Source organism: Sphingomonas morindae, assembly GCF_023822065.1.
GTDB classification, from domain to species: domain Bacteria; phylum Pseudomonadota; class Alphaproteobacteria; order Sphingomonadales; family Sphingomonadaceae; genus Solisphingomonas; species Solisphingomonas morindae.
The window spans coordinates 598,254-616,968 of record NZ_CP084930.1; the positions used below are offsets into that span (position 1 = coordinate 598,254).

At 68.1% G+C, this 18,715-nt stretch carries 17 protein-coding genes; 3 read left to right on the top strand and 14 right to left on the bottom strand.

Features of this window, described 5'->3' with window-relative positions; translation table 11 throughout:
• Window positions 1-21: 21 nt before the first annotated feature.
• The 3 genes from LHA26_RS02920 to LHA26_RS02930 form a co-directional block, all read right to left on the bottom strand.
• Complete coding sequence (locus LHA26_RS02920) at window positions 22-3,144, bottom strand: efflux RND transporter permease subunit (RefSeq protein ID WP_252167258.1); 3,123 nt, start codon at window positions 3,142-3,144, stop codon at window positions 22-24.
• Window positions 3,141-4,220, bottom strand: a complete 1,080-nt coding sequence (locus LHA26_RS02925) for an efflux RND transporter periplasmic adaptor subunit (protein WP_252167259.1) — start codon at window positions 4,218-4,220, stop codon at window positions 3,141-3,143. Before LHA26_RS02925 ends, LHA26_RS02920 begins: the two co-directional genes overlap by 4 nt.
• Before the next feature lie 82 nt (window positions 4,221-4,302).
• A complete protein-coding gene (locus LHA26_RS02930) occupies window positions 4,303-4,932 on the bottom strand; it encodes a TetR/AcrR family transcriptional regulator (protein WP_252167260.1) in 630 nt (209 codons plus the stop codon).
• Window positions 4,933-5,008: 76 nt separating this feature from the next.
• Between LHA26_RS02930 and LHA26_RS02935 the strand changes: the two genes are divergently transcribed.
• Complete coding sequence (locus tag LHA26_RS02935; protein ID WP_252167261.1) at window positions 5,009-6,481, top strand: efflux transporter outer membrane subunit; 1,473 nt, start codon at window positions 5,009-5,011, stop codon at window positions 6,479-6,481.
• Between the two features lie 49 nt (window positions 6,482-6,530).
• Here the strand turns inward: LHA26_RS02935 and LHA26_RS02940 are convergent, their stop codons facing one another.
• The 4 genes from LHA26_RS02940 to LHA26_RS02955 all read right to left on the bottom strand — a co-directional run bounded on the left by LHA26_RS02940 (window position 6,531) and on the right by LHA26_RS02955 (window position 8,770).
• Entirely contained in the window at window positions 6,531-6,917 is a 387-nt protein-coding gene (locus tag LHA26_RS02940; RefSeq protein WP_252167262.1) for a nuclear transport factor 2 family protein, read from the bottom strand.
• Window positions 6,918-6,959: 42 nt separating this feature from the next.
• On the bottom strand, window positions 6,960-7,706 hold the full coding sequence (locus tag LHA26_RS02945) for an alpha/beta fold hydrolase (RefSeq protein WP_252167263.1): 747 nt from the start codon (window positions 7,704-7,706) through the stop codon (window positions 6,960-6,962).
• A gap of 73 nt (window positions 7,707-7,779) precedes the next feature.
• A complete protein-coding gene (locus LHA26_RS02950) occupies window positions 7,780-8,025 on the bottom strand; it encodes a tautomerase family protein (protein ID WP_252167264.1) in 246 nt (81 codons plus the stop codon).
• A gap of 34 nt (window positions 8,026-8,059) precedes the next feature.
• Window positions 8,060-8,770 carry an SDR family NAD(P)-dependent oxidoreductase gene (locus tag LHA26_RS02955; protein ID WP_252167265.1) on the bottom strand — a complete coding sequence of 237 codons (711 nt, stop codon included), beginning with the start codon at window positions 8,768-8,770 and terminating at the stop codon, window positions 8,060-8,062.
• Window positions 8,771-8,873: 103 nt separating this feature from the next.
• On the opposite strand from LHA26_RS02955, the gene LHA26_RS02960 reads away from it, so the two are divergent.
• Entirely contained in the window at window positions 8,874-9,734 is an 861-nt protein-coding gene (locus LHA26_RS02960; protein ID WP_252167266.1) for a LysR family transcriptional regulator, read from the top strand.
• Between the two features lie 122 nt (window positions 9,735-9,856).
• Here the strand turns inward: LHA26_RS02960 and LHA26_RS02965 are convergent, their stop codons facing one another.
• From LHA26_RS02965 to LHA26_RS02975, 3 genes are all read right to left on the bottom strand, one after another.
• Window positions 9,857-10,300 (bottom strand): MarR family winged helix-turn-helix transcriptional regulator, encoded by a 444-nt coding sequence (locus LHA26_RS02965; RefSeq protein WP_252167267.1) that lies wholly within the window; start codon window positions 10,298-10,300, stop codon window positions 9,857-9,859.
• A gap of 82 nt (window positions 10,301-10,382) precedes the next feature.
• On the bottom strand, window positions 10,383-11,264 hold the full coding sequence (locus tag LHA26_RS02970; protein ID WP_252167268.1) for an NmrA family NAD(P)-binding protein: 882 nt from the start codon (window positions 11,262-11,264) through the stop codon (window positions 10,383-10,385).
• Between the two features lie 248 nt (window positions 11,265-11,512).
• Entirely contained in the window at window positions 11,513-12,496 is a 984-nt protein-coding gene (locus LHA26_RS02975) for a GlxA family transcriptional regulator (protein ID WP_252167269.1), read from the bottom strand.
• A gap of 278 nt (window positions 12,497-12,774) precedes the next feature.
• Between LHA26_RS02975 and LHA26_RS02980 the strand changes: the two genes are divergently transcribed.
• Window positions 12,775-13,434, top strand: coding sequence for an HD domain-containing protein (locus LHA26_RS02980; RefSeq protein WP_252167270.1), 660 nt, complete (start codon window positions 12,775-12,777; stop codon window positions 13,432-13,434).
• 90 nt (window positions 13,435-13,524) lie between these two features.
• On the opposite strand, the gene LHA26_RS02985 is transcribed toward LHA26_RS02980, so the two are convergent.
• The 4 genes from LHA26_RS02985 to LHA26_RS03000 form a co-directional block, all read right to left on the bottom strand.
• Window positions 13,525-14,538 carry a D-cysteine desulfhydrase family protein gene (locus LHA26_RS02985; RefSeq protein ID WP_252167271.1) on the bottom strand — a complete coding sequence of 338 codons (1,014 nt, stop codon included), beginning with the start codon at window positions 14,536-14,538 and terminating at the stop codon, window positions 13,525-13,527.
• A 69-nt stretch (window positions 14,539-14,607) separates the two neighbouring features.
• The gene (locus LHA26_RS02990) at window positions 14,608-15,510 is read right to left on the bottom strand and encodes a LysR family transcriptional regulator (RefSeq protein WP_252167272.1); all 903 of its coding nucleotides are present in this window, start codon (window positions 15,508-15,510) and stop codon (window positions 14,608-14,610) included.
• Between the two features lie 116 nt (window positions 15,511-15,626).
• Window positions 15,627-16,031: a response regulator gene (locus LHA26_RS02995; RefSeq protein ID WP_252167273.1), complete on the bottom strand. Its 405-nt coding sequence runs from the start codon at window positions 16,029-16,031 to the stop codon at window positions 15,627-15,629.
• 108 nt (window positions 16,032-16,139) lie between these two features.
• Entirely contained in the window at window positions 16,140-18,578 is a 2,439-nt protein-coding gene (locus LHA26_RS03000; protein WP_252167274.1) for a TonB-dependent receptor, read from the bottom strand.
• Window positions 18,579-18,715: the final 137 nt, after the last annotated feature.

The window sequence follows — 18,715 nt, forward strand, 5'->3', positions numbered from 1 at the left end:
CAACCGTCCGGGCCCAGACGCTCAGGCCGCCGGGACCGGCACCTCCGCCGGATCGCGGTGCGCGGCCTCGCGATCCCGGCCGGGCTTGATGCGATACCAGAGGGCGTAGAGCGCCGGCAGGAAGACCAGCGTCAACAGGGTGCCGCCGATCGTGCCGCCGATCAGCGTATAGGCGAGCGATCCCCAGAAGACCGACTGGGTGAGCGGGATGAAGGCGAACACCGCGGCGAGCGCCGTCAGGATCACCGGCCTCGCGCGCTGCACCGTCGCCTCCACCACCGCATGATAGGGATCGAGCCCGTCCGCCTCATTCTGGTGGATCTGCCCGATCAGGATCAGCGTGTTGCGCATGATGATCCCGGCCAGCGCGATCATCGCGAGGATCGCGTTGAAGCCGAAAGGCTGGTTGAAGATCAGCAGCGTGGGCACGACGCCGACCAGCGCGAGCGGCGCGGTGAGCAGCACCATCGCCATCGCCGAGATCGACCGCACCTGGAAGATGATCACCACCATCATCAGGATGATCATCAGCGGGAAGACGGCGGCGAGCGCGACATTGGCCTTGCCCGCTTCCTCCAGCGCGGCGCCCGTCTCGATCTTGTAGCCGGGCGGCAGCGCGGCGACGATCGGCTTGATCTGCGCGATGATCTGGTTGGCGATATCCGGCGGCTGGAACTCCTCGCCAATGTCGCCGCGCACGGTGATCGTCACGAAGCGGTCGCGCCGGTGGAGGATCGGATCCTCCATCCGGACCACCGCCTTCCCGATCTGATCGAGCGGCACGCGCTGGCCCGCGCCGCCGGTCAGCGTGAAGCCGCCGAGCCGGGCGGGATCGAGCCGATCCGGTCCGGCGCTGCGCGCCACGACCTCGACCGAGCGGATATCCTCGCGCACCTGGGTCACGGGCACGCCGGTGAGCAGGAATTGCAGCTGCTGCGCGGCATCCTGCGAGGAGAGGCCGATCGCGCGCAGCCGATCCTGATCGAGCACGAAATGCACGGTCGGCACGCGCTCGCCCCAGTCGGTGTTCACCTGCCGCATGGACGTGTTCTTCAGCATGACCTGACGGACCTGCTCGGCGATGGCGCGCACCTTGTCCTCGTTCGGCCCCATTACGCGGAACGCGACCGGAAAGGGCGAATAGGGGCCGAAAACGAGCTGCGTCACCCGGATGCGCGCGGCGGGCACGAGGCCGTCGGCGGCCTCCACGCGGGCGCGGTGCTTGAGCGCCTCGCGATCCTTCTCGCTGGGCGTCAGCACGACGATCTTGGCGAAGGAGGGATCAGGAAGCTCGGGCGCGAAGGGCAGGTAGAAGCGCGGCGGCCCCTGCCCGATATAGGCGGTGACGATCTTCGACTCGGGCTGTTTGCGCAGCCAGGCTTCGACCTTCTCGGTCGCCGCGCTGGTCGCCTCGATGCTGCTGCCCTCGGGCATCTGCACCTCGACCAGCACCTCGGGCCGATCCGAGATCGGGAAGAATTGCTGCTTGACGAAGCCCATGAAGAAGACCGCCGCGAAGAAGAGCGCGAGCACGGCAAGCGCCACCTTCTTCTTGTTGTCGACGATCCAGGAGAGGCCTGCGCGCAGCCGCTGGTAGCGCGGCGTGCCATAGATCGCGGCATGGCCGCCCGCGATCGGCGTGAAGTCCGGCAGCAGCTTGACGCCGAGATAGGGGGTGAAGGTGACCGCGACCACCCACGAGGTGAGCAGCGCGAAGCCCACCACCCAGAAGATGTTGCCGGCATATTCGCCGGCGCTCGACTTGGCGAAGCCGACCGGCATCAGCCCGATCGTCGTGACCAGCGTGCCCGCCAGCATCGGCGCGGCGGTGTGGCCCCAGGCATAGGTCGCCGCGGCGACGCGATGAAACCCCTCCTCCATCTTCACCACCATCGTCTCGATGATGATGATCGCGTCATCGACCAGCAGGCCGAGCGAGAGGATCAGCGCGCCGAGCGTGATGCGATCGAAATCGCGCCCCGTCGCCAGCATGATGACGAACACGCCCGCGAGCGTGAGCGGCACCGCGAGCGCGACGACGATGCCGGTCCGCCAGCCCAGGCTGACAAGGCTGACCGCGATCACCACCACCAGGGCGACGAAGAATTTGAGCATGAACTCGCCATAGGCTTCCTGGATGTTCACCGCCTGGTCGGTGATCTTGGTGAAGCTCAGGCCGAGCGGCATTTCGGACGCGATCGCCTTGGCTTCCTTGTCCAGATCCTTGCCGAGCTGGAGGCCGTTGTAGCGCTCCTTCATGATCACGCCGAGTTCCAGCGCGCGGGCGCCCTGGTTGCGGATCAGGAAGGTGGCGGGATCCTCATAGCCGCGCTTCACCTCGGCGATGTCCGACAGCTTGAGCGTGTGGCCGCCCGACAGGATTGGCGTGTCCTTGATCTTCTGGAGATTGTCGAACGCGCCGTCGAGGCGGACCTGGACCTGCGGACCGTGCGTGTCGATCGAGCCCGCCGGCGTCAGCATATTCTGGCTGGCGAGCGCCGCGAACAGATCGCGCGCCGACACGCCGAGCGTGGCGAGCCGCGCATAGGAGAATTCGACGTAGATCTTCTCCGGGCGCTCGCCGATGACGTTGACCTTCTTCACGCCGGGCACGTGCAGCAGCCGCTGCCGCAGCGCTTCCGCCTGGCGGACGAGCACGCGCTCGGGCTCGCCCTCGCCTTTGAGCGCGTAGAGCGCGAAGGTGACGTCGCCATATTCATCGTTGATGAAGGGGCCCTGCACGCCCTGCGGCAGCTTCAGCGCCTCATCGCCAAGCTTCTTGCGCGCCTGATAGAATTCCTCGGGCACCTGCGCGGGCGGCGTGGGATCCTTGAGCGTGACGGTGGTGACGGCGAGGCCCGGCCGCGTATAGGTTTCGGTGCGATCGTACCAGGTCAGCTCCTGCATCCGCTTCTCGAGTGGCTCCGCCACCTGATCCTGCATCTCCCGCGCGGTGGCGCCCGGCCAGGCGGTGACGAAGGTCATCTGCTTGATGGTGAAGTTGGGATCCTCGGCGCGGCCCATATGGAGGAAGGCGAACAGCCCGGCCATCGAAATGGCGAGGATGAGGAAGAGCGTGACCGAGCGTTCGCGAACCGCGAGCGCCGAGAGGTTGAAGCCTCCCGTCTTTTCGGGAGCGTTCATTGTGCCGCGACCTGTTCGGGGGCGACGCGGACCGCCTCGCCCTGGTGGAGATAATGGGCGCCGAGCGCGACGAAGCGCTCGCCGGGATGGAGGCCGCCCGGAAGGGTGGCGGTCTCGTCACCGAGCGCCGCCACCTGCACCGCGCGCCAGGCGACCCTGAGCGGTCTGCCCCCGACGATCCAAAGGCCGGGGCCATGCCCATTGTCGAAGATCGCCCCCAGCGGCACCTCCATGGCGCCGGCCGATCGGGCATCGGGCACGGCGATCGTCACCGTGGCGCCGAGTGGCGCGTTGGCGGCGGCGCCCTGCAGGACATAGCGTGCCTCGAAGGTGCGCGTCTGCGGATCGGCGGAATCGGAGAGCTGGCGCAGACGCGCCGTGCCCGTCGCCGCGCTGTTGAACACCGAGGCGCGGGCGATCGAGCCGATCGCCGGGCGGAAGGTTTCGGGCAGGCTGATCGCCGCCTCGCGCGGGCCGGCATGGGCGAGCCGCACCACCGTCTGCCCGGCCGCGACCACCTGGCCGGGCTCGGCCAGCGTCTCGACGACGACACCGTCCGCATCGGCGACGAGCAGCGCATAGCCGGCCTGGTTGCGCGCGACGCCCGCCTGCGCCTCCGCCGCGGCGAGCTGCGCGCGCGCGGCGTCGGCGGCGGCCTTGGCCTGGTCATAGGCCGAGGCCGAGACGGCGCCGGCCGTCACGAGATCGCGATACCGTTTCTCGTCGGCGGCCGTCTGGAGCGCCTTGGCGCGCGCCGCCGCGACGGTGCCGGCCTGGGCGACGGTGGCGAGCGCGAGATCATTGCGGTCGATCCGCATGAGCGGCTGGCCCTTGCGAACGGTCTGGCCGGTATCGACGAGCCGCGCCACGATCTTGCCGGGCACCCTGAAGCCGAGATCGCTCTGCACCCGCGCGGACACGATGCCGGTGAAGGCGCGCGCCGGCTGGCCGATCGCGCCCGCGGTGGCGACGCGAACGAGTTGCGCACCCTGGCGGGGATCCGCGGGCGCCTTCGCGCAGGCAGCCAGGGCAAAGGAAAGGGCGATGATCGGCGCGGCGTGACGAAGGCGTGGCATGAGTCGCTCCCACAATGGGCTGCGCTCATCTGCGCCTTAGTGACCGATGTGTCAATGCGTCACCAGTCACTTTGGTCGATTATCAGGGGGCGAGGCTCCGGAGGACCAGGCTCGCCACCTCGTTCGCGCCCTCGGGCACGGCCTCGAGATTATATTGGAGCATCACCGGATTCATGAACGGCTGGAAGACGGACATGATCGCGCGCACGGCCTCGTCGATCGGCGTCTTGCGCTCGAACTCGCCGGAGGCCCGCCCCTCGAGGACGATCTCGGTCACGATCCGCTCGATGCCCGCAATGTATTTGGTGGCGGACGACCATCTTTCCGCGCAGGAATAGGCGGCGATCTCGTAGATTTTCTGATCGTTGAAGGCGATTTCCTTGGTCTTCACCGCCACCGTCATAAACAGTCTGCGGAACTTGTCGGTCGCGGACCTGGCGTCCGCGAGCGTTTCCTCGACCGCGGCGGTGACCGAGCCGAGACACATCGAGCAGATCGCTTCGCCGATCGCCTGCTTCGACTCGAAGAACTTGTAGATATAGGCCTTGGAGAAGCCGATCGCCTTGGCCAGATCGGCGACCGTCGTCTTGCCATAGCCGTAGCGGCTGAAATGCTCGTCGGCGGCGGCGATGATCTGATCGCGGATCGTGTGGTCGGAGGGGCCGCGCTGGCCGGCGGCCGTGCTGGCGTGAAGATCGGTCATGCCCGTCATGTAGCGAAGCCATGACCCGTTGACAACGAGTGACCGCATTGTATATCAGTCACTCATCCGCTGATCCGAGGTCGACATGCGCGCGTCCCATCTGACTGCCCTTCTGAGCGCGAGCCTGCTGGGCGGCTGCGCGGTCGGCCCCGATTATCACCGCCCGCCGATCGCCGCCCCGGCCGCCTTCCTGGGAACGCCCGCCGTCGCCGCGCGCGCCGCGCCGATCGCCGCCGCCACCGCCGCGCGCGATGGCGCCTGGTGGTCCGGCTTCGGCGATCCCATGCTCACCGGCCTTGTCGACAAGGCCCTGGCGCAGAATCTCGACATAGCGCAAGCCATCGCCCGCGTGACGCAGGCGCGCGCCGGGCTCCACGAGGCCAATGCCGCGCTGCTGCCCTCGGGCACGGTCACGGGCTCGGCCGCCGCCGTCCGCCTCTCCGGGGATACGCTGCAGGGGCGCCAGCTGGCCGCCTTCGGCATCGGCCGCAACCAGGAGGCCTATGAAGGCGATGTCGCTGCCAGCTGGGAGATCGATCTGTTCGGCGGCCTGCGGCGCGATCGCGAGGCCGCGTTCGATGCCTATCAGGGTTCGCGCGCGGGCGTCGCCGCCGCGCGGCTCGCGGTCGCGGCCGAAGTGGCCGACACCTATATCGCGATCCGGGGCCTTCAGGCGCGGCTCGCCGTGGCCGAGGCGCAGGTGACCACGCAGCAGCGGCTCGTCGACACCATCGCGCTGCAATATCGCAAGGGGGTCGCCGCCGAGCTGCAGCTGCGGCAGGCCGAGGGCGTGCTCGCGCAGGTCAAGGCGAGCGTGCCGCTGCTCCAGGTCGCGCTGGACGGCGCGCTGAATGGCCTCGACGTGCTGATGGGCGAGCAGCCCGGCACCGAGCGCGCGCTGCTCGCGCCGCCCGCCGCCATCCCCCTGGCGCCCGCCATCACGGACATCGGCAGCCCGGCGGACCTGCTGCAGCGCCGGCCCGATCTCATCGTCGCCGAGCGCCAGCTGGCCGCGTCCAACGCGCGCATCGGCTCGGCCATCTCGGAATATTTCCCGAAAATCTCGCTGACGGGGCTGATCGGCACCGCCGCCACCGGGCCCGCCGGGCTGTTCACGGGCGGCGCCTTCCAGGCGCAGGGCGTCGCCGGGCTGCGCTGGCGGCTGTTCGATTTCGGCCGCGTCGACGCCGAGATCAAGGCCGCGCGCGGCCGCAACGCCGAGGCGCTGGCGGCATATCGGCTGGCGGTGCTGCGCGCCTCGGAGGATGTCGAGAACGCCTTCTCCACGCTCGTCCACCGGGAGCAGCAGCAGCAGACGCTGGCGGGTGGCGAGGCGGCGCTCGCGCGCGCGCAGCAGGCCTCGATGGCCGCCTATAAGGGGGGCGTGGTGAGCCTGATCGAGGTGCTCGACGCCGATACGCGCCTGCTCGAGACGCGCGACGCGCTCGTCCAGGCGCGCACCGAGTCCGCGCGCGCGGCGGTCGCCTCGTTCCGCGCGCTCGGCGGCGGCTGGAACGCCGGCCCCGCCGCGGACGAGAAGCGCCTCGCCGCGCGCTGAACGCCGGTGCGGCGGCCCTTCTGGCCTGGCCGGCCGGCGCCGGAACGCGCTACATCGCCTCGAAGCCCAGCGTGGCGGCGAAGACCTGCTGGACCTGCACCGCCGCAGGAAGCGGGCGCCAGGCCACCTCGATGCTGTCGATCAGGCCCGCCTCGTTCAGATGTAGATGCTCATTGCCCTTCACCGTGATGCCCCGGCAGGTGAAGCTGAAGAAGACCGCGACATCGCGATCCGACGCAAAGCGCAGATCGACCTGCAAGGCGTCGATCGTCTCCAGAAAACCGGACAATATCTCGACGACCGCATCCTTGCCGATCGTGGGCTCGGGAAAGATGGGGCCGTGGAGGACAATGGTCTCGGCGAGGTGCGGGACGATGCGCAGAGTGTCCCTCTTGCTCAGGGCCTCGAAATAGGCGTCGACATGCGTGATGTTCATGGGAGGACTTTCGATCCGGAGTGGAGATGGCGGGCGGCGGCGTCAGCGGGCCGCGCGCTCGATCAGATCCGCCACCTCGGCGGGGTGCGACACGGGCGAGGCGTGGCTTGATGGCAGCGTCACCGTCTGGGCGTTCATCCGCTTTGCGAACCAGGCCTCGGCCTCGGGGGCGATCATCTGGTCGTTGGCGGAGATGGCGTAGAAGCTCGGCTTGTCGTGCCAGGCGGCGATCCTGGCCTCGCTTCCGAACACCGCCCCGTTGAGCGGCATCTGGTGCGCCGCCAGCGCCTCGCCTTCGCGGACGGGAAGATCGCCGGCGAACACGCGGGGCAGCGCGGCGGGATCGATCGCGAGATAACCGCGGGCGTCCGGCCGGAGCGTCTTCTGGCCCGGCGTCGGCGGCGCCCCCTTCGACAGCGCCTCGAGGCTCTCGCCGCGATCGGGCGCATAGGCGGCGATATAGACCAGCGCGGACACCTTGGGATCGTCGCCCGCCTCCCCGATCACCACGCCGCCCCAACTATGCCCGACCAGCACGGTGGGGCCGTTCTGTGCGGCCAGCGCCTTGCGCGTGGCGGCCACGTCGTCCGCCAGCGAGGTCAGCGGATTGGCGACGAGCGTGACGCGATAGCCTTTGCGACGCAGCCGAAGGGCGACCTTGTTCCAGCTGGTCTGGTCGGCAAAGGCGCCGTGGACCAGCACGATATTGCGGGCGGGCCTGGCGTGGGCGCTGCCCATCGCGGCAAGCGACAGCGCCGCGGCGCCGAGCCCGGCGACGATCCTGTTCATCGATAGTCTCCTGATTTGAGCGCCGGCGATGGGCAGCGCCCTCGCCAACGTGCTTGGTGTGCCGGGACTTGCGTCAGCCCGCCGTCTGGCGCGATCGCGCCCGCTCGCGGCGATACGCGGCCAGCGGCAGCGCACCCTGCCCCAGATCCTCGATTTCATGTTCGTGGAAGATCACGGTGGTGTCCTCGCGCGGCTTGCCCATCACGTCGAAGAGCAGGTCGGCGATCCCCTTGTAGATCGCCTTCTTCTGTTCGGCGGTGGTGCGGTCCGCGCCCGGGCTGGTGCCCTCGCGCGTGACGAGGATGTTCACGATCGGCATGGCATGTCTCCGATGGAAAAAAGGCCCGGGGGGCTCAGCGGCCGGCGATCAGCCCGCCATCGACGTGCAGGATCTCGCCGGTCGAGAAGGCGGCATCCTCCAGGTACAGCACGGCGCGCACGATATCCTCGACCTCGCCCAGCCTGTTCATGGGATGGAAGCCGGCGAGCTGGTCGACGGTCCTGGCGTCGTGCATGGGCGTGCGGATGACGCCGGGGGCGACCGCGTTCACGCGCACGCCGCGGGTGGCATATTCGATCGCGAGGCTCTTCGTGGCGGCGTTCATGCCGCCCTTGGTGAGCATGGCGAGGAAGGCGGGCGAGCGCGCGCTGGCGAATTCGGCGGTCGAGGCCGTGATCTGGACGATGTGGCCATGGCCCTGCTCCAGCATCACGGGCGCCACGGCCTGGGTGGTGAAGAAGAAGCCGTCGAGATTGGTCTTCAGCTTGAGGCGGTAATCCGCCTCCGTATAGTCCGCGAAGGCCTTGCCGATGAAGATGCCGGCATTGTTCACCAGCGTATCGATGCGGCCGAAGCTGTCGAGCGCCGCCGCCACCAGGCGCTTGCCCGTCTCCGGGTCTCCAATGTCGCCGGCGACGGTGACGAGGCCCGGCTCGATGGAGGGCCGGATCGAGCGCGAGGTGGCGATCACGCCATATCCGCGCTCGCGAAATCCTCTGACAATGCCTTCGCCAAGCCCCTGCGAGGCTCCCGTGACGATGGCGACTTTCTGAACGTCCGGCATGGCTGAGTTCCTGTGTGCGTGGCTGATGGCCGGCAGATAGGGGGCTGCCGGATGTCCGGAAATCTGCTATCTCCGATCAATGGCTGATCAAAAACGCACAGACATGGACTGGCAGGACGTGCGCATGTTCGTGGTGCTGGCGCGACAGGGCAGCCTCTCCGCCGCCGCGCGAATGCTCGGGGTCAACCATGCGACGATCGCCCGTCGGCTCCATTCGCTGGAGGCGAGCCTGGGCGAGAAGCTCGTGGAGCGACGTCCCGAAGGCTATGTCCTGACGCCCGCGGGCACGCATGCGCTCGAGGCGGCGAGCGAGATGGAGCAGGCGGCGCAGAGCCTCGCCCGTGGCCTGGCCGACGGCGCGCCCGGCGGGCTTGTCCGCATCAACGCATCGCCGGGCCTGGCCTCCGGCTTCCTCGTGTCACGCCTGCCGACGCTCGCGGCGCGCTATCCGCGTCTGGATATCGATCTTGCCCCGGCGCTGCGCGCGATCAGCCTGGAACGGCACGAGGCGGACATCGCGATCCGCTTCGATAAGCCCAAGGACGGCGATGTGATCGCGCGTCCCCTCACCACCGTGGGCTACGGCTTCTATGGCACCGAAGCGGCCTGCCGCGCCGTCGAGGCGGGGGGCGAGCCGGTCTTCATCGGCTTCAACGAAGCCGATGCCTATCTCTCCGCCGCCACCTGGATGACACGGCATTTTCCACGCGCGCGCGTGGCGTTTCGCGCCAAGGACCAGTTCCTCCAGGCGATCGCGGCGCGGTCGGGCGCGGGCCTGGCGCTGATCCCCCATTATATCGGCCGCGCCGATCCGCTCCTGCGGCGGTGCGACCTGGGCGGCGTGCCCGCGAGCAAGGATGTGTTCCTGCTGACCCGCACCCGCGACCGGAAGAACGCCTCCATCCGCGTCGTCGCCGATGAGGTGATGGCGATGTTCGAACAGGACCGGGCGCTGTTCGAATGAGCCGTGCGGGCCACCGATCCCGGACGCCCTCACCGCCACCCGCCGCGCGACATCGGCCCGCCGCTCCCACGATCGCGCGATGCGGCGAGACGCGCGTGCACATAGCCGCGTGTGCTTGAGGGTCAGGCTGCCGGGCTGATGGCGGGAATGGACAGGCCGAGGCGGAGCCGCTCTTTCGTCTCCACCGCATTCGCCTGTTCGATCGCCGCCTGCGCGCCGCGCCACAGGGGCACCGCCGCCTCGAAGCGCGCGCGCCCTTTGACGGTCATGCTGACGACGCGGCTGCGGCCGTCCGTTTTGGCGCGATGCACCTCGACGACGCCGGCGCGCTCGAGCGTGGCGATCATCTTGCCCATCGCGGTGGCATCCACGTCGAGCCGATCGGCAAGATCGGTGATGGCCGCAAGCGGCCTTTCGTTGAGGATCGCCAGCGTGAGGAACTGGGTGATCTTGAGCCCCACCGGATGGAGGTGCGCATCGTAGAAGCGCGTGATCTGCCGGGCGGTGCGGCGCGCCAGAAAGCAGTGGCACTGCTCGGCGCGGGGCGGCTGTTGCGCAGCAGGCATGGGCAAATCCGGCTTGGTCATGCTCGGCCCTTAGCAGGCAAGGCTCGCCCGAGCACCGCCGGGCGAGCAAAGAAGCCTGACGTCAAGCGAAGGCGGCGCGGTTCTTCTCGATGATTTCGGCGACCGTCATCGGTTCGGTGCCGGTAATCTCCTTCACGAGAGTGTTGGTGCCGGCGAACACACCGTCCCGATAATCCTGCGCGACCTCGACCAGATGCTGCACGAGGAAGGGCGGGAATTTGTAGAGAGTCTCCATCTTCTCCTTGAACGCCGGGATGCTGGTCGGTTCGTAGCGGATCTCGGTGCCGAGCACCTTGCTCATCTCGGCGGCGATCTGATCGTGGTTCAGTTCGACCGGCCCGTGCAGCGTGTAGATCTTGCCCGCATGCCCCTCCGGCTTGGCCAGAAGATGGGCGATCACGCGGCCCTGATCTTCCGAATAGATCGGCGCGTGGCGGCCGTCGGCAAAGGGATAGGTGATCGTCTTGGTGGCCCAGATCTCGCTGGCGAAATGCGGATAGATGAGCCAGTCGGCGAAGAAGGTCGGCCGGATGTGCGTCGTCGCGACGCCCGACCAGTCGAACAGCCGCTCGGACACCCAGTGGTTCTGCGCGGCATGGCTGCTCGCATCGCGGCGCGCGGAGATTTGCGACATGTTGACGATCGTGCGCACCCCCGCCTCGCGGGCGGCCTGCGCGAAGAAGGCCACCGCCGAGAGGATGCCCGGCGCGATCGGGTGCAGGAAATAGGCGCCCCTAATCCCTTCCATCGCGGCGCGGATCGCATCGAGATCCGTGAAGTCGCCAAAGGCGATGTCGACGCCACGCGCGCGCAGCGCGGCGGCGGCCTCGCCATCCGAGCGCATATAGGCGCGCACCTTTTTGCCCATGGCGAGCAGATGGTCGATCGCCGCGCCACCGGTCCGACCGGAGGCACCGCTGATGAGAAAGTCCGCCTGGCCCATCGTCTTGATCCTTCTAAGCCCGATACCAGCATATGCTTGTATCTTCCGCCGCCGAGCTATGCCGCGAGGGCGACGGGCGCAAGGCGGGGTGCGCGGCGATGGCCGCCGATCGGCCAGATTGGCGGGATCAGCGGCGCATTCGGCAGAATAGGAGGGGCGCCTTCGCCCGAAGACGCGCCGGCGGCGCCGCAAAAGGCCCACCATGCGCGCGACAGTGCATCCGGTGGCGAGACGCCGATTCGGCCGGGCTAGCGGGCGAGCGCCGGGCTTTCCGGCCGGAAGCTGCCGCGATAGGCCGCCGGGCTGACGCCAAGCCTTTTCTGGAACACCACCCGCATCTGCTCAGCGCCGCCGAAGCCGCATTCGAAGGCGATCACCTTGAGCGGCTTGTCCGTCGCCTCGAGCAGGTTGCGCGCATAATCGATGCGCACGCCCTCGACGAATTCGTGCGGGGTCAGCGCGAGCTCTGCGGTGAACATCCGCGCCAGGCTGCGCGGGCTGGTGCCGGCGATCTCGGCCAGCCGGTCGACGGGCAAGGGTTCCTGCATATGCGCCTGGACATGGGCCTGGACGCGCGCCAGCGGCGATCCGGGCGGCGAATGCGGGATGAGGTGCGGGCTGAATTGCGACTGGCCGCCCTGGCGCTGCGCGGCGACGACAAGCCGTCGCGCGCAGGCGAGCGCGACATCGCGCCCATGATCCTCGGCGACCAGCGCCAGCGCGAGGTCGATCCCCGCCGTCACCCCCGCCGAGGTGACCAGCGCGCCATCGCGCAGGAAGATGCGATCCGCCTCGACGCGCGCGCGCGGGAACATCTGCGCCAGCCTGGCGGCATTCTCCCAATGCGTCGTCGCCATCTTGCCATCGAGCAGTCCGGCGCGGCCGAGCGCGAAGGCGCCGGTGCAGATCGATCCGTAGCGCTCCGCCTTGACCGCCCAGTCGGTGAGCCAGGCGCTCATCCTCGCGTCGCGGGGCTGATCGGGGAGCTGGGGACCGCCCGCGACAAGCGCGGTCTGGAAACGCTGCGCCGCCTCGCTGAAGCCCCTGTCGGGGATCAGCATCAGGCCGTTGGACGCTCTGAGCGGCGCCCTGTCCGGGCCGACGACGACGAGATCATAGCCCTGATCCGGCGCGACAAAGCCGTTGGCCTCGGCGAACACGTCCATCGGTCCGGTCAGATCGAGGGCCTGAACGCCTTGGTGGATGACGAGCGCGACCGATCGCCTGGTCATGCGGCCCTCTTCCACGGCGGGGAGCGCCGGCGCCGCACGGACATGGCGGCGCCGGAGCGACGCGACGGACGGACGCCGGCAGTAATCCCGGGATGGTTGGCAGCTTCTGCGGCCCCGGCGTCGCTTCCGGCCGCATGCTCGGCGGGCCATATGTCGCTCGTCGAGGCGGAAGGCTCTAGCCGGCGCCCCCCGCCCCCGCGGCCCCCGGCCTCGACCCCGCGCCCGCCGCCAGCCCTCCGATGTGGAGCGTTGGCGCGCGCCCAGAGATGGAGAGTCCAATGGCCAGTGCCGCCCGTCATATGATCGACATTGATGGGGTCTCGATCCCCGATAGCAAGCTCGGTCGCGCGATCACCGACTATATCCGCGATTGCGAGACGGAATTGCTGTTCAACCATTCGAGCCGGGTCTTCCTGTTCGGCGCGCTCGCCGGCACGCGGCGCGGCCTGCGCTACGATCCCGAACTTCTCTATGCCGCCGCCATGTTCCACGATACCGGCCTGATGCCCCAGCATAGCAGCGCCGACCACCGCTTCGAGGTGGATGGCGCGGACGCCGCCCGCGATTTCCTGCGCAGCCACGGCATTCCGCAGGCCGATCTCGATACGGTGTGGACGGCGATCGCGCTGCACACGACGCCGGGCGTGCCCGAATTCATGCACCCGGTGATCGCGCTGACCACGGCCGGGGTCGAGATGGATGTGCTCGGCCTCACCTATGGCGAGTATGACGACGCCACGCGCGAGGCGGTGGTGCGCGCCTTTCCGCGCTCGGCGCACTTCAAGGAAGACATCATCCAGGCCTTTTACGACGGCATCAAGCACAAGCCCGATACCACCTTCGGCAACGTCAAGGCCGATGTGATCGCGGATAAGGAACCGCACTTCCACGCCGGCAATTTCTGCAGCGTCATCCGCGGGTCGCGCTGGGCGGCGTGATCCGAGACGGTCCGGCCGGCGCCCACGCGCGCCGCCGGGCCGCGCCGCCCGCAGGACGGGAAGTCCGATGATCTCGCCGCGCGCCGCCCGCTATGCGGATCGGAAGGCGGGCTCATAGGCGAAAAGTCCGGGCAGGCCGCCGGTCATGATGAACAGCATCGGTTCCCCGCCATGCCAGGCGCCCTGCCGGATCGCGGCGATCAGGCCGGCAAAGGCCTTTCCGCCATAGACAGGATCGAGCAGCAGCCCTTCCGTCCGGGCGACCAGCCGCACCGCCTCGATCATCGCCTCGGTGGGGACGCCATAGCCCTCGCCGAGCTGATCGCCCGACACCAGGATCTCGTCGCCGGCGAGGCCGCGCGCCGGATCGATCAGCGCGAGGGTCTTGCCCGCCAGGTCGAGCGTGGCCGCCCGCGCCGCCTCGACCGGCGCGAGCACGGTGAACGACAGGATTCGCGCGGGCGCGTCGCCGGCCGCCTTGAGGCCCGCCGCGAGCCCGGCATGCGTGCCGGCGCTGCCATTGGGCACGATGATCCGCGCGAAGCGAAGATCCGCCGCCTGCTCCTGCGCGATGATCTCCTCCGCGCACAGCGCATAGCCGAGGCAGCCCAGCGGCGACGACCCCCCCGAGCCGACGACATAGGCGCGCCGCCCCGTCGCGGCGAGCTGCTCCGCGCGCGCCTGGGCGACCGCCAGGGCGTCCGTGCCGGCGGGGCGTCGCACGACCGTCGCGCCGAAGAGCGCGTCGAGCAGCACATTGCCGTTGCGGCGATAGGTCTCGTCCTCGCGCGCGACGCTTTCGGTGAGGATCAGCTCGCAGGCGAGCCCGGCCCGCGCGGCGGCGGCGGCGCTCAGGCGCGCATGGTTGGATTGGCGCGCGCCGGTGGTGATGAAGGTGTCGCATCCTTGCGCCAGCGCCTCGCCGATCAGGAACTCCAGCTTCCTGAGCTTGTTGCCGCCCCCGCCCAGCCCCATCAGATCGTCACGCTTGGCGTAGATGGGCGGGCAGGCGCGGCCGAGCGACTCTTCCAGCCGGGTCAGGCGCTGGATCGGCGTCGGCCGGTCGATCAGCGTGGATCGGGGGCGGTGCAGATAGGCAGACATCAGCAACTCCGATAGCGGCGGGTCGACGGCCGTGCCGCCTCAAGCGTCCGCCGGCCGGGCGCGTTCCCGCTACCGCGCGACCAGCGCGTTCTGCGGAAAATGCGTCGCCAGATGATCGATCAGCGCCCGGACCGCCGGCGCCAGTCCGCGCCGCGTGGTGAAGACAAGATGGACGATCCCCGTGACGCCGCGCCATTCGGGCAGCACATGCACGAGGCGCCCCGCCGCGATCGCCTGGCGACAGACGCGATCGGGCAGGATCGCGACGCCCAGGCCGGCGCTGGCCGCGTGGCGCACCGCCGCCAGATCGCCACAGCCGAGCCGGGGCACGGACCGCAGCAGCTGACGCCGGCCGTCCGCCGTCTCCAAATGCCACTCGACCTCCTCCGCCTCATCATCGGTGGAGAGGATCGGCAGGCTGGCGAGACGCTCCAGCCCGGTCACCTGGCTCGCCATCGCCGGGCTCGCCACCAGGATCCGGGTGGAGGTGCCGAGCGACCGCATCGTCAGCGCCGCGTCGCTCGTCAGCGCGGAGCGCACGCGGAGCGCGAGATCGATCCGCTCCTCGATCAGATCGACCCCGCGATCGGTGGCGACGAGCTGGAGGCGGACCTTCGGATATTTGGCGAGGAAGGTGGCGACCAGATCGGCGATGGGATCGACCATGCCGGTCGGACAGCTGAAGCGGATGCGGCCATGCGGCTCCGACTGCGCCTGAAGCACCAGCGCCTCGGCCTGCTCGGCCTCGGCCAGCATCGCGCGGCAGCGTTCGTAAAAGGCCTGCCCCGTCTCGGTCACGCGGAAGCGCCGGCTGGATCGCTCGATCAGCCGCAGGCCGAGCCTTTCTTCCAGCCCCGCGATGCGCCGGCTCAGCTTGGACTTGGGTTCGCGCAGCGCGCGGCCCGCCGCCGCGAAACCGCCATGGCCGACGACTTCGGCGAAATAGGCCAGATCGTTCAGGTCCGTCCGCATCAGCGTTCCTCCTACGGAACGCTAGGTGCCGGGGACGGCGGCGACAAGCCTCTTCGTTACGGCCGCGAGCATGCGGAGATCAGGCAGGGGAACGCTTTGACGATGCGCCGAGGCGACTAGACCGGCCGTTTCAGCGGCTCGGGCATTTTGCCGTCGGGCAATTTCTCCCGCAGATGGTCATGCACGGTGGTGGCGCTGAACGGCTTGGCGATGAAGGTGGCCTTGTCGGGCATCTCCCCCGCCGCCGGCTTGACCCGGCCGCTCGCCACGACAATCTCGATATGCGGCCAATGATGGTCGACATGTCTGGCGAGCCCGAAGCCGTCCATCGCGCCTGGCATCTCGACATCCGAGAAGAGCAGCGTGACACTCTCCCAATGATCACCAAGGATGTGCACCGCCTCATCGGCGCTTCCCGCCTCGTGGCAGCGGAAGCCCGCGGCATCGAGGATGTCGCAGGCGTGCATCAGGATCACCGCATCGTCGTCCACGACGAGCGCATAGGGCTTGCTCGAGATCATAGTCGCCAAACCCATGTTATCGGGATTTGTTGCTATTTTTTAATCGGCGCCCGAGCCAAAGCGCCGCCCACGATGGTGATCGCGGGCGGTAGGCGGCGCCATGCTCCTCTAGATCTTCATCTTGATACCGAACCAGAAGGAGCGCCCCTGGCTGATGGCGGTGGCCGTCGACCTTGCCGTCAGACCAGTCTGCTCGACCCATTCGCTGTTGGTGAGGTTACGACCCTCGGCGAAGAGCGTCGTGCGCGGGAGCACGCGCAAGCTCGCCTGCGCATCCAGCCGGGCATAGGCATCAATCCAGATGTCCTGCGCCGCGGTCGCGCCGAAGCTTCCCGTGAAGGTCCGCCCGCGCAGTCGATAGCCGATATTGGCCCCGAACGGGCCTTGCGCGTAGGTCAGCTTGAGATTGGCGAGCCATCTGGGCTGGTTCCGCAGCCCGTCAACCGTCCGGCGCGCGCCATCGGTGAACACGACCTTCCACTGGCCGTCGAGCAGCGTGTAATTGCCGCTGAACCCCAGATGTCCAAGCGGACCAGGCAGGAAATCGAAGCGTTCCTTGACGAGGCTCAGTTCCAGCCCGTTCAGCCGCGCGCTGCCGGTATTGAGCGGGATCGTCTCGATCAGCGTCAGCACGCCATTGGCATCGACGCTGTTGCGGACCTGCCGGAAGGTCTCATCGGACAGTTCCTTGCGGAACAGGCCGAGCGATAGGAAGCCGCCACGGAAATACCATTCGATGCTGGCATCGTAGTTGCGCGACCGGCGCGGCCCCAGCTTGGGATTGGCGCCGCTGACGATCTGGACGCCCGCCGCATTGAAGCTGACGGTGGTGCCATTGGCAAAATCGGCAAAGTCGGGCCGCGCCAGCGTCTCGGTGAACGACAAGCGTGCCTTGACGTTGGCGAGGGGCTGGACCGCGAGCTGCACGTTGGGCAGCACGTTCGTATAGTCAGACCGACGCTGCTGCGGCACGATCGTGCCGCTTACGGCGCTGGCGCTGCCATTGTCGACCGAGGTTTTCTCGACCCGGAGTCCCGCCAGCAGCCGCAGATAGGAGGTGGTCCAGAGACCGGAGAGATGGCCGGCGAGCACGTCCTCATGCAGCCGATAGTCCGTCGTCAGCGCATCGTCGCGTGTAAATGCGCCATTTTTCGTGATGTACGCGATGTAAGCCGCGCGATCGATGAAAACCGGATCCGTCCCGTTGGGCTGCTGCGTTCCGGCGGCCGGATCGAGCACGTCGGACAAGCGATAGCTCTGCCCGGTCGCCAACGTGTAATTGAGCGTGGTCTGATCGAAGCGGCGATCCAGCCGTCGCCAGAACATCCCGCCGATCAAGCCGAATCCGCGGGCAGTCTCCTGCCCGTTCCAATTGATCTCGGCGCTGCCATTATAGACATTGTCGTGATGCGGAATGGCTTGGTCGAAGGCTGGCCGCCCCGTTCGCTGAAGCCAGGACGCGGGGCTGCCGGCGGCGGCAAGCGACGCGGCGTTGAGCGACACCGAAGGCGGGACCTGGTCGAGATCGTAGCTGCCCGAGAGACCCGAAAGCTGGAAGCGCTCCGATCGGAACAGGTCCTCATCATGCGTGTAGCGGGTATGGGCGCCCCGGAGCGTCACCGACGCCGTATCGCCGATCCGATAGTCCAATCCGCTGCCGAGCAGCAGCGTCTCCCGGTTCAGCCGATATTGCTCGAAATAGGTTTCCCCGACCCCGCGCTCAAAGCTACCGCCATCGCCCGTCGCACCGGTGACGCGCGTCGCGGTGATGAAGGTGCCGCCGCGATTGAAGGACTGCGCCAGCCGATCGTTGAACCAGCTTGCTGACAGGAAGGCATAATATTGATCCTCGGACCGGCTTTCCAGCTTGCCGTATAATGCCGCCCGTTCCTGTTTGCTGGGGAAGATGCCGTGAAAGATGTCACCGTTGACGACATCGTCGCCGCCAATCTGGGTGTAGGCAGTGACTTCGTTATAGCGATCGTAGAAGCGATGCTGTTGAAACTCGCCGCCAATCACCATGCCGAACTGATGCTGCGGCCCGAAGGTGAATTTGGCCACGCCATCGGTGCGCAATGAGGGGCCGCCGCTCGCCGGATACTTGTCTTGCGCGTAAAGGCCATAGGCTGCCTGCGCCTTGATGAGCGTGCCCGGGCCGCCATCGAACGCGCGCAAGGTGCGTAGCGTCAGGTGGCCGCCGACCGAGTTCGCGTCCTGATCAGGCAGGACTGTCTTGTAGACGTCGATCTGGTTGATCACCGCCGCCGGAAAGACATCGAGCTGGGTGCCGCGATTGTTGCGGGACGAGTTCCAGACGACATTACTGTCGACATCCATGGAATTGTACCGGGCATCAAAGCCGCGGATGGTAACGGTGCGCGCGTTGGAACTCGAGAAGCCACGATCGGAGCTTACGCCGGGCAAGCGATCAAGCACTTCGGCGAGTGAGCGATCGGGCAGCTGATCGATCTCGCGCTGGGTCAGGCTGTCAACGATCTGGCCGGCATTCTTCTTGGTCGCGCCGAGGGAGGCATTGAGCCCGCGCAAGCCGGTACGATGATGGACTCGCTGACATCATTGTCGGACCCTCGCGCTTTGTCGTCTTGCGCCGGCACCATCGGCATAGGCCGCTGTGCCTGCGCGGGCATAGAGATTGGACTGACCAGCACCGCACCGCCCAAGGC

Coding starts and splice junctions, on each gene's coding strand:
- LHA26_RS02920 (WP_252167258.1), bottom strand. CDS start 3,144: ATGAACGCTCCCGAAAAGACGGGAGGCTTCAACCTCTCGGCGCTCGCG.
- LHA26_RS02925 (WP_252167259.1), bottom strand. CDS start 4,220: ATGCCACGCCTTCGTCACGCCGCGCCGATCATCGCCCTTTCCTTTGCC.
- LHA26_RS02930 (WP_252167260.1), bottom strand. CDS start 4,932: ATGACGGGCATGACCGATCTTCACGCCAGCACGGCCGCCGGCCAGCGC.
- LHA26_RS02935 (WP_252167261.1), top strand. CDS start 5,009: ATGCGCGCGTCCCATCTGACTGCCCTTCTGAGCGCGAGCCTGCTGGGC.
- LHA26_RS02940 (WP_252167262.1), bottom strand. CDS start 6,917: ATGAACATCACGCATGTCGACGCCTATTTCGAGGCCCTGAGCAAGAGG.
- LHA26_RS02945 (WP_252167263.1), bottom strand. CDS start 7,706: ATGAACAGGATCGTCGCCGGGCTCGGCGCCGCGGCGCTGTCGCTTGCC.
- LHA26_RS02950 (WP_252167264.1), bottom strand. CDS start 8,025: ATGCCGATCGTGAACATCCTCGTCACGCGCGAGGGCACCAGCCCGGGC.
- LHA26_RS02955 (WP_252167265.1), bottom strand. CDS start 8,770: ATGCCGGACGTTCAGAAAGTCGCCATCGTCACGGGAGCCTCGCAGGGG.
- LHA26_RS02960 (WP_252167266.1), top strand. CDS start 8,874: ATGGACTGGCAGGACGTGCGCATGTTCGTGGTGCTGGCGCGACAGGGC.
- LHA26_RS02965 (WP_252167267.1), bottom strand. CDS start 10,300: ATGCCTGCTGCGCAACAGCCGCCCCGCGCCGAGCAGTGCCACTGCTTT.
- LHA26_RS02970 (WP_252167268.1), bottom strand. CDS start 11,264: ATGGGCCAGGCGGACTTTCTCATCAGCGGTGCCTCCGGTCGGACCGGT.
- LHA26_RS02975 (WP_252167269.1), bottom strand. CDS start 12,496: ATGACCAGGCGATCGGTCGCGCTCGTCATCCACCAAGGCGTTCAGGCC.
- LHA26_RS02980 (WP_252167270.1), top strand. CDS start 12,775: ATGGCCAGTGCCGCCCGTCATATGATCGACATTGATGGGGTCTCGATC.
- LHA26_RS02985 (WP_252167271.1), bottom strand. CDS start 14,538: ATGTCTGCCTATCTGCACCGCCCCCGATCCACGCTGATCGACCGGCCG.
- LHA26_RS02990 (WP_252167272.1), bottom strand. CDS start 15,510: ATGCGGACGGACCTGAACGATCTGGCCTATTTCGCCGAAGTCGTCGGC.
- LHA26_RS02995 (WP_252167273.1), bottom strand. CDS start 16,031: ATGATCTCGAGCAAGCCCTATGCGCTCGTCGTGGACGACGATGCGGTG.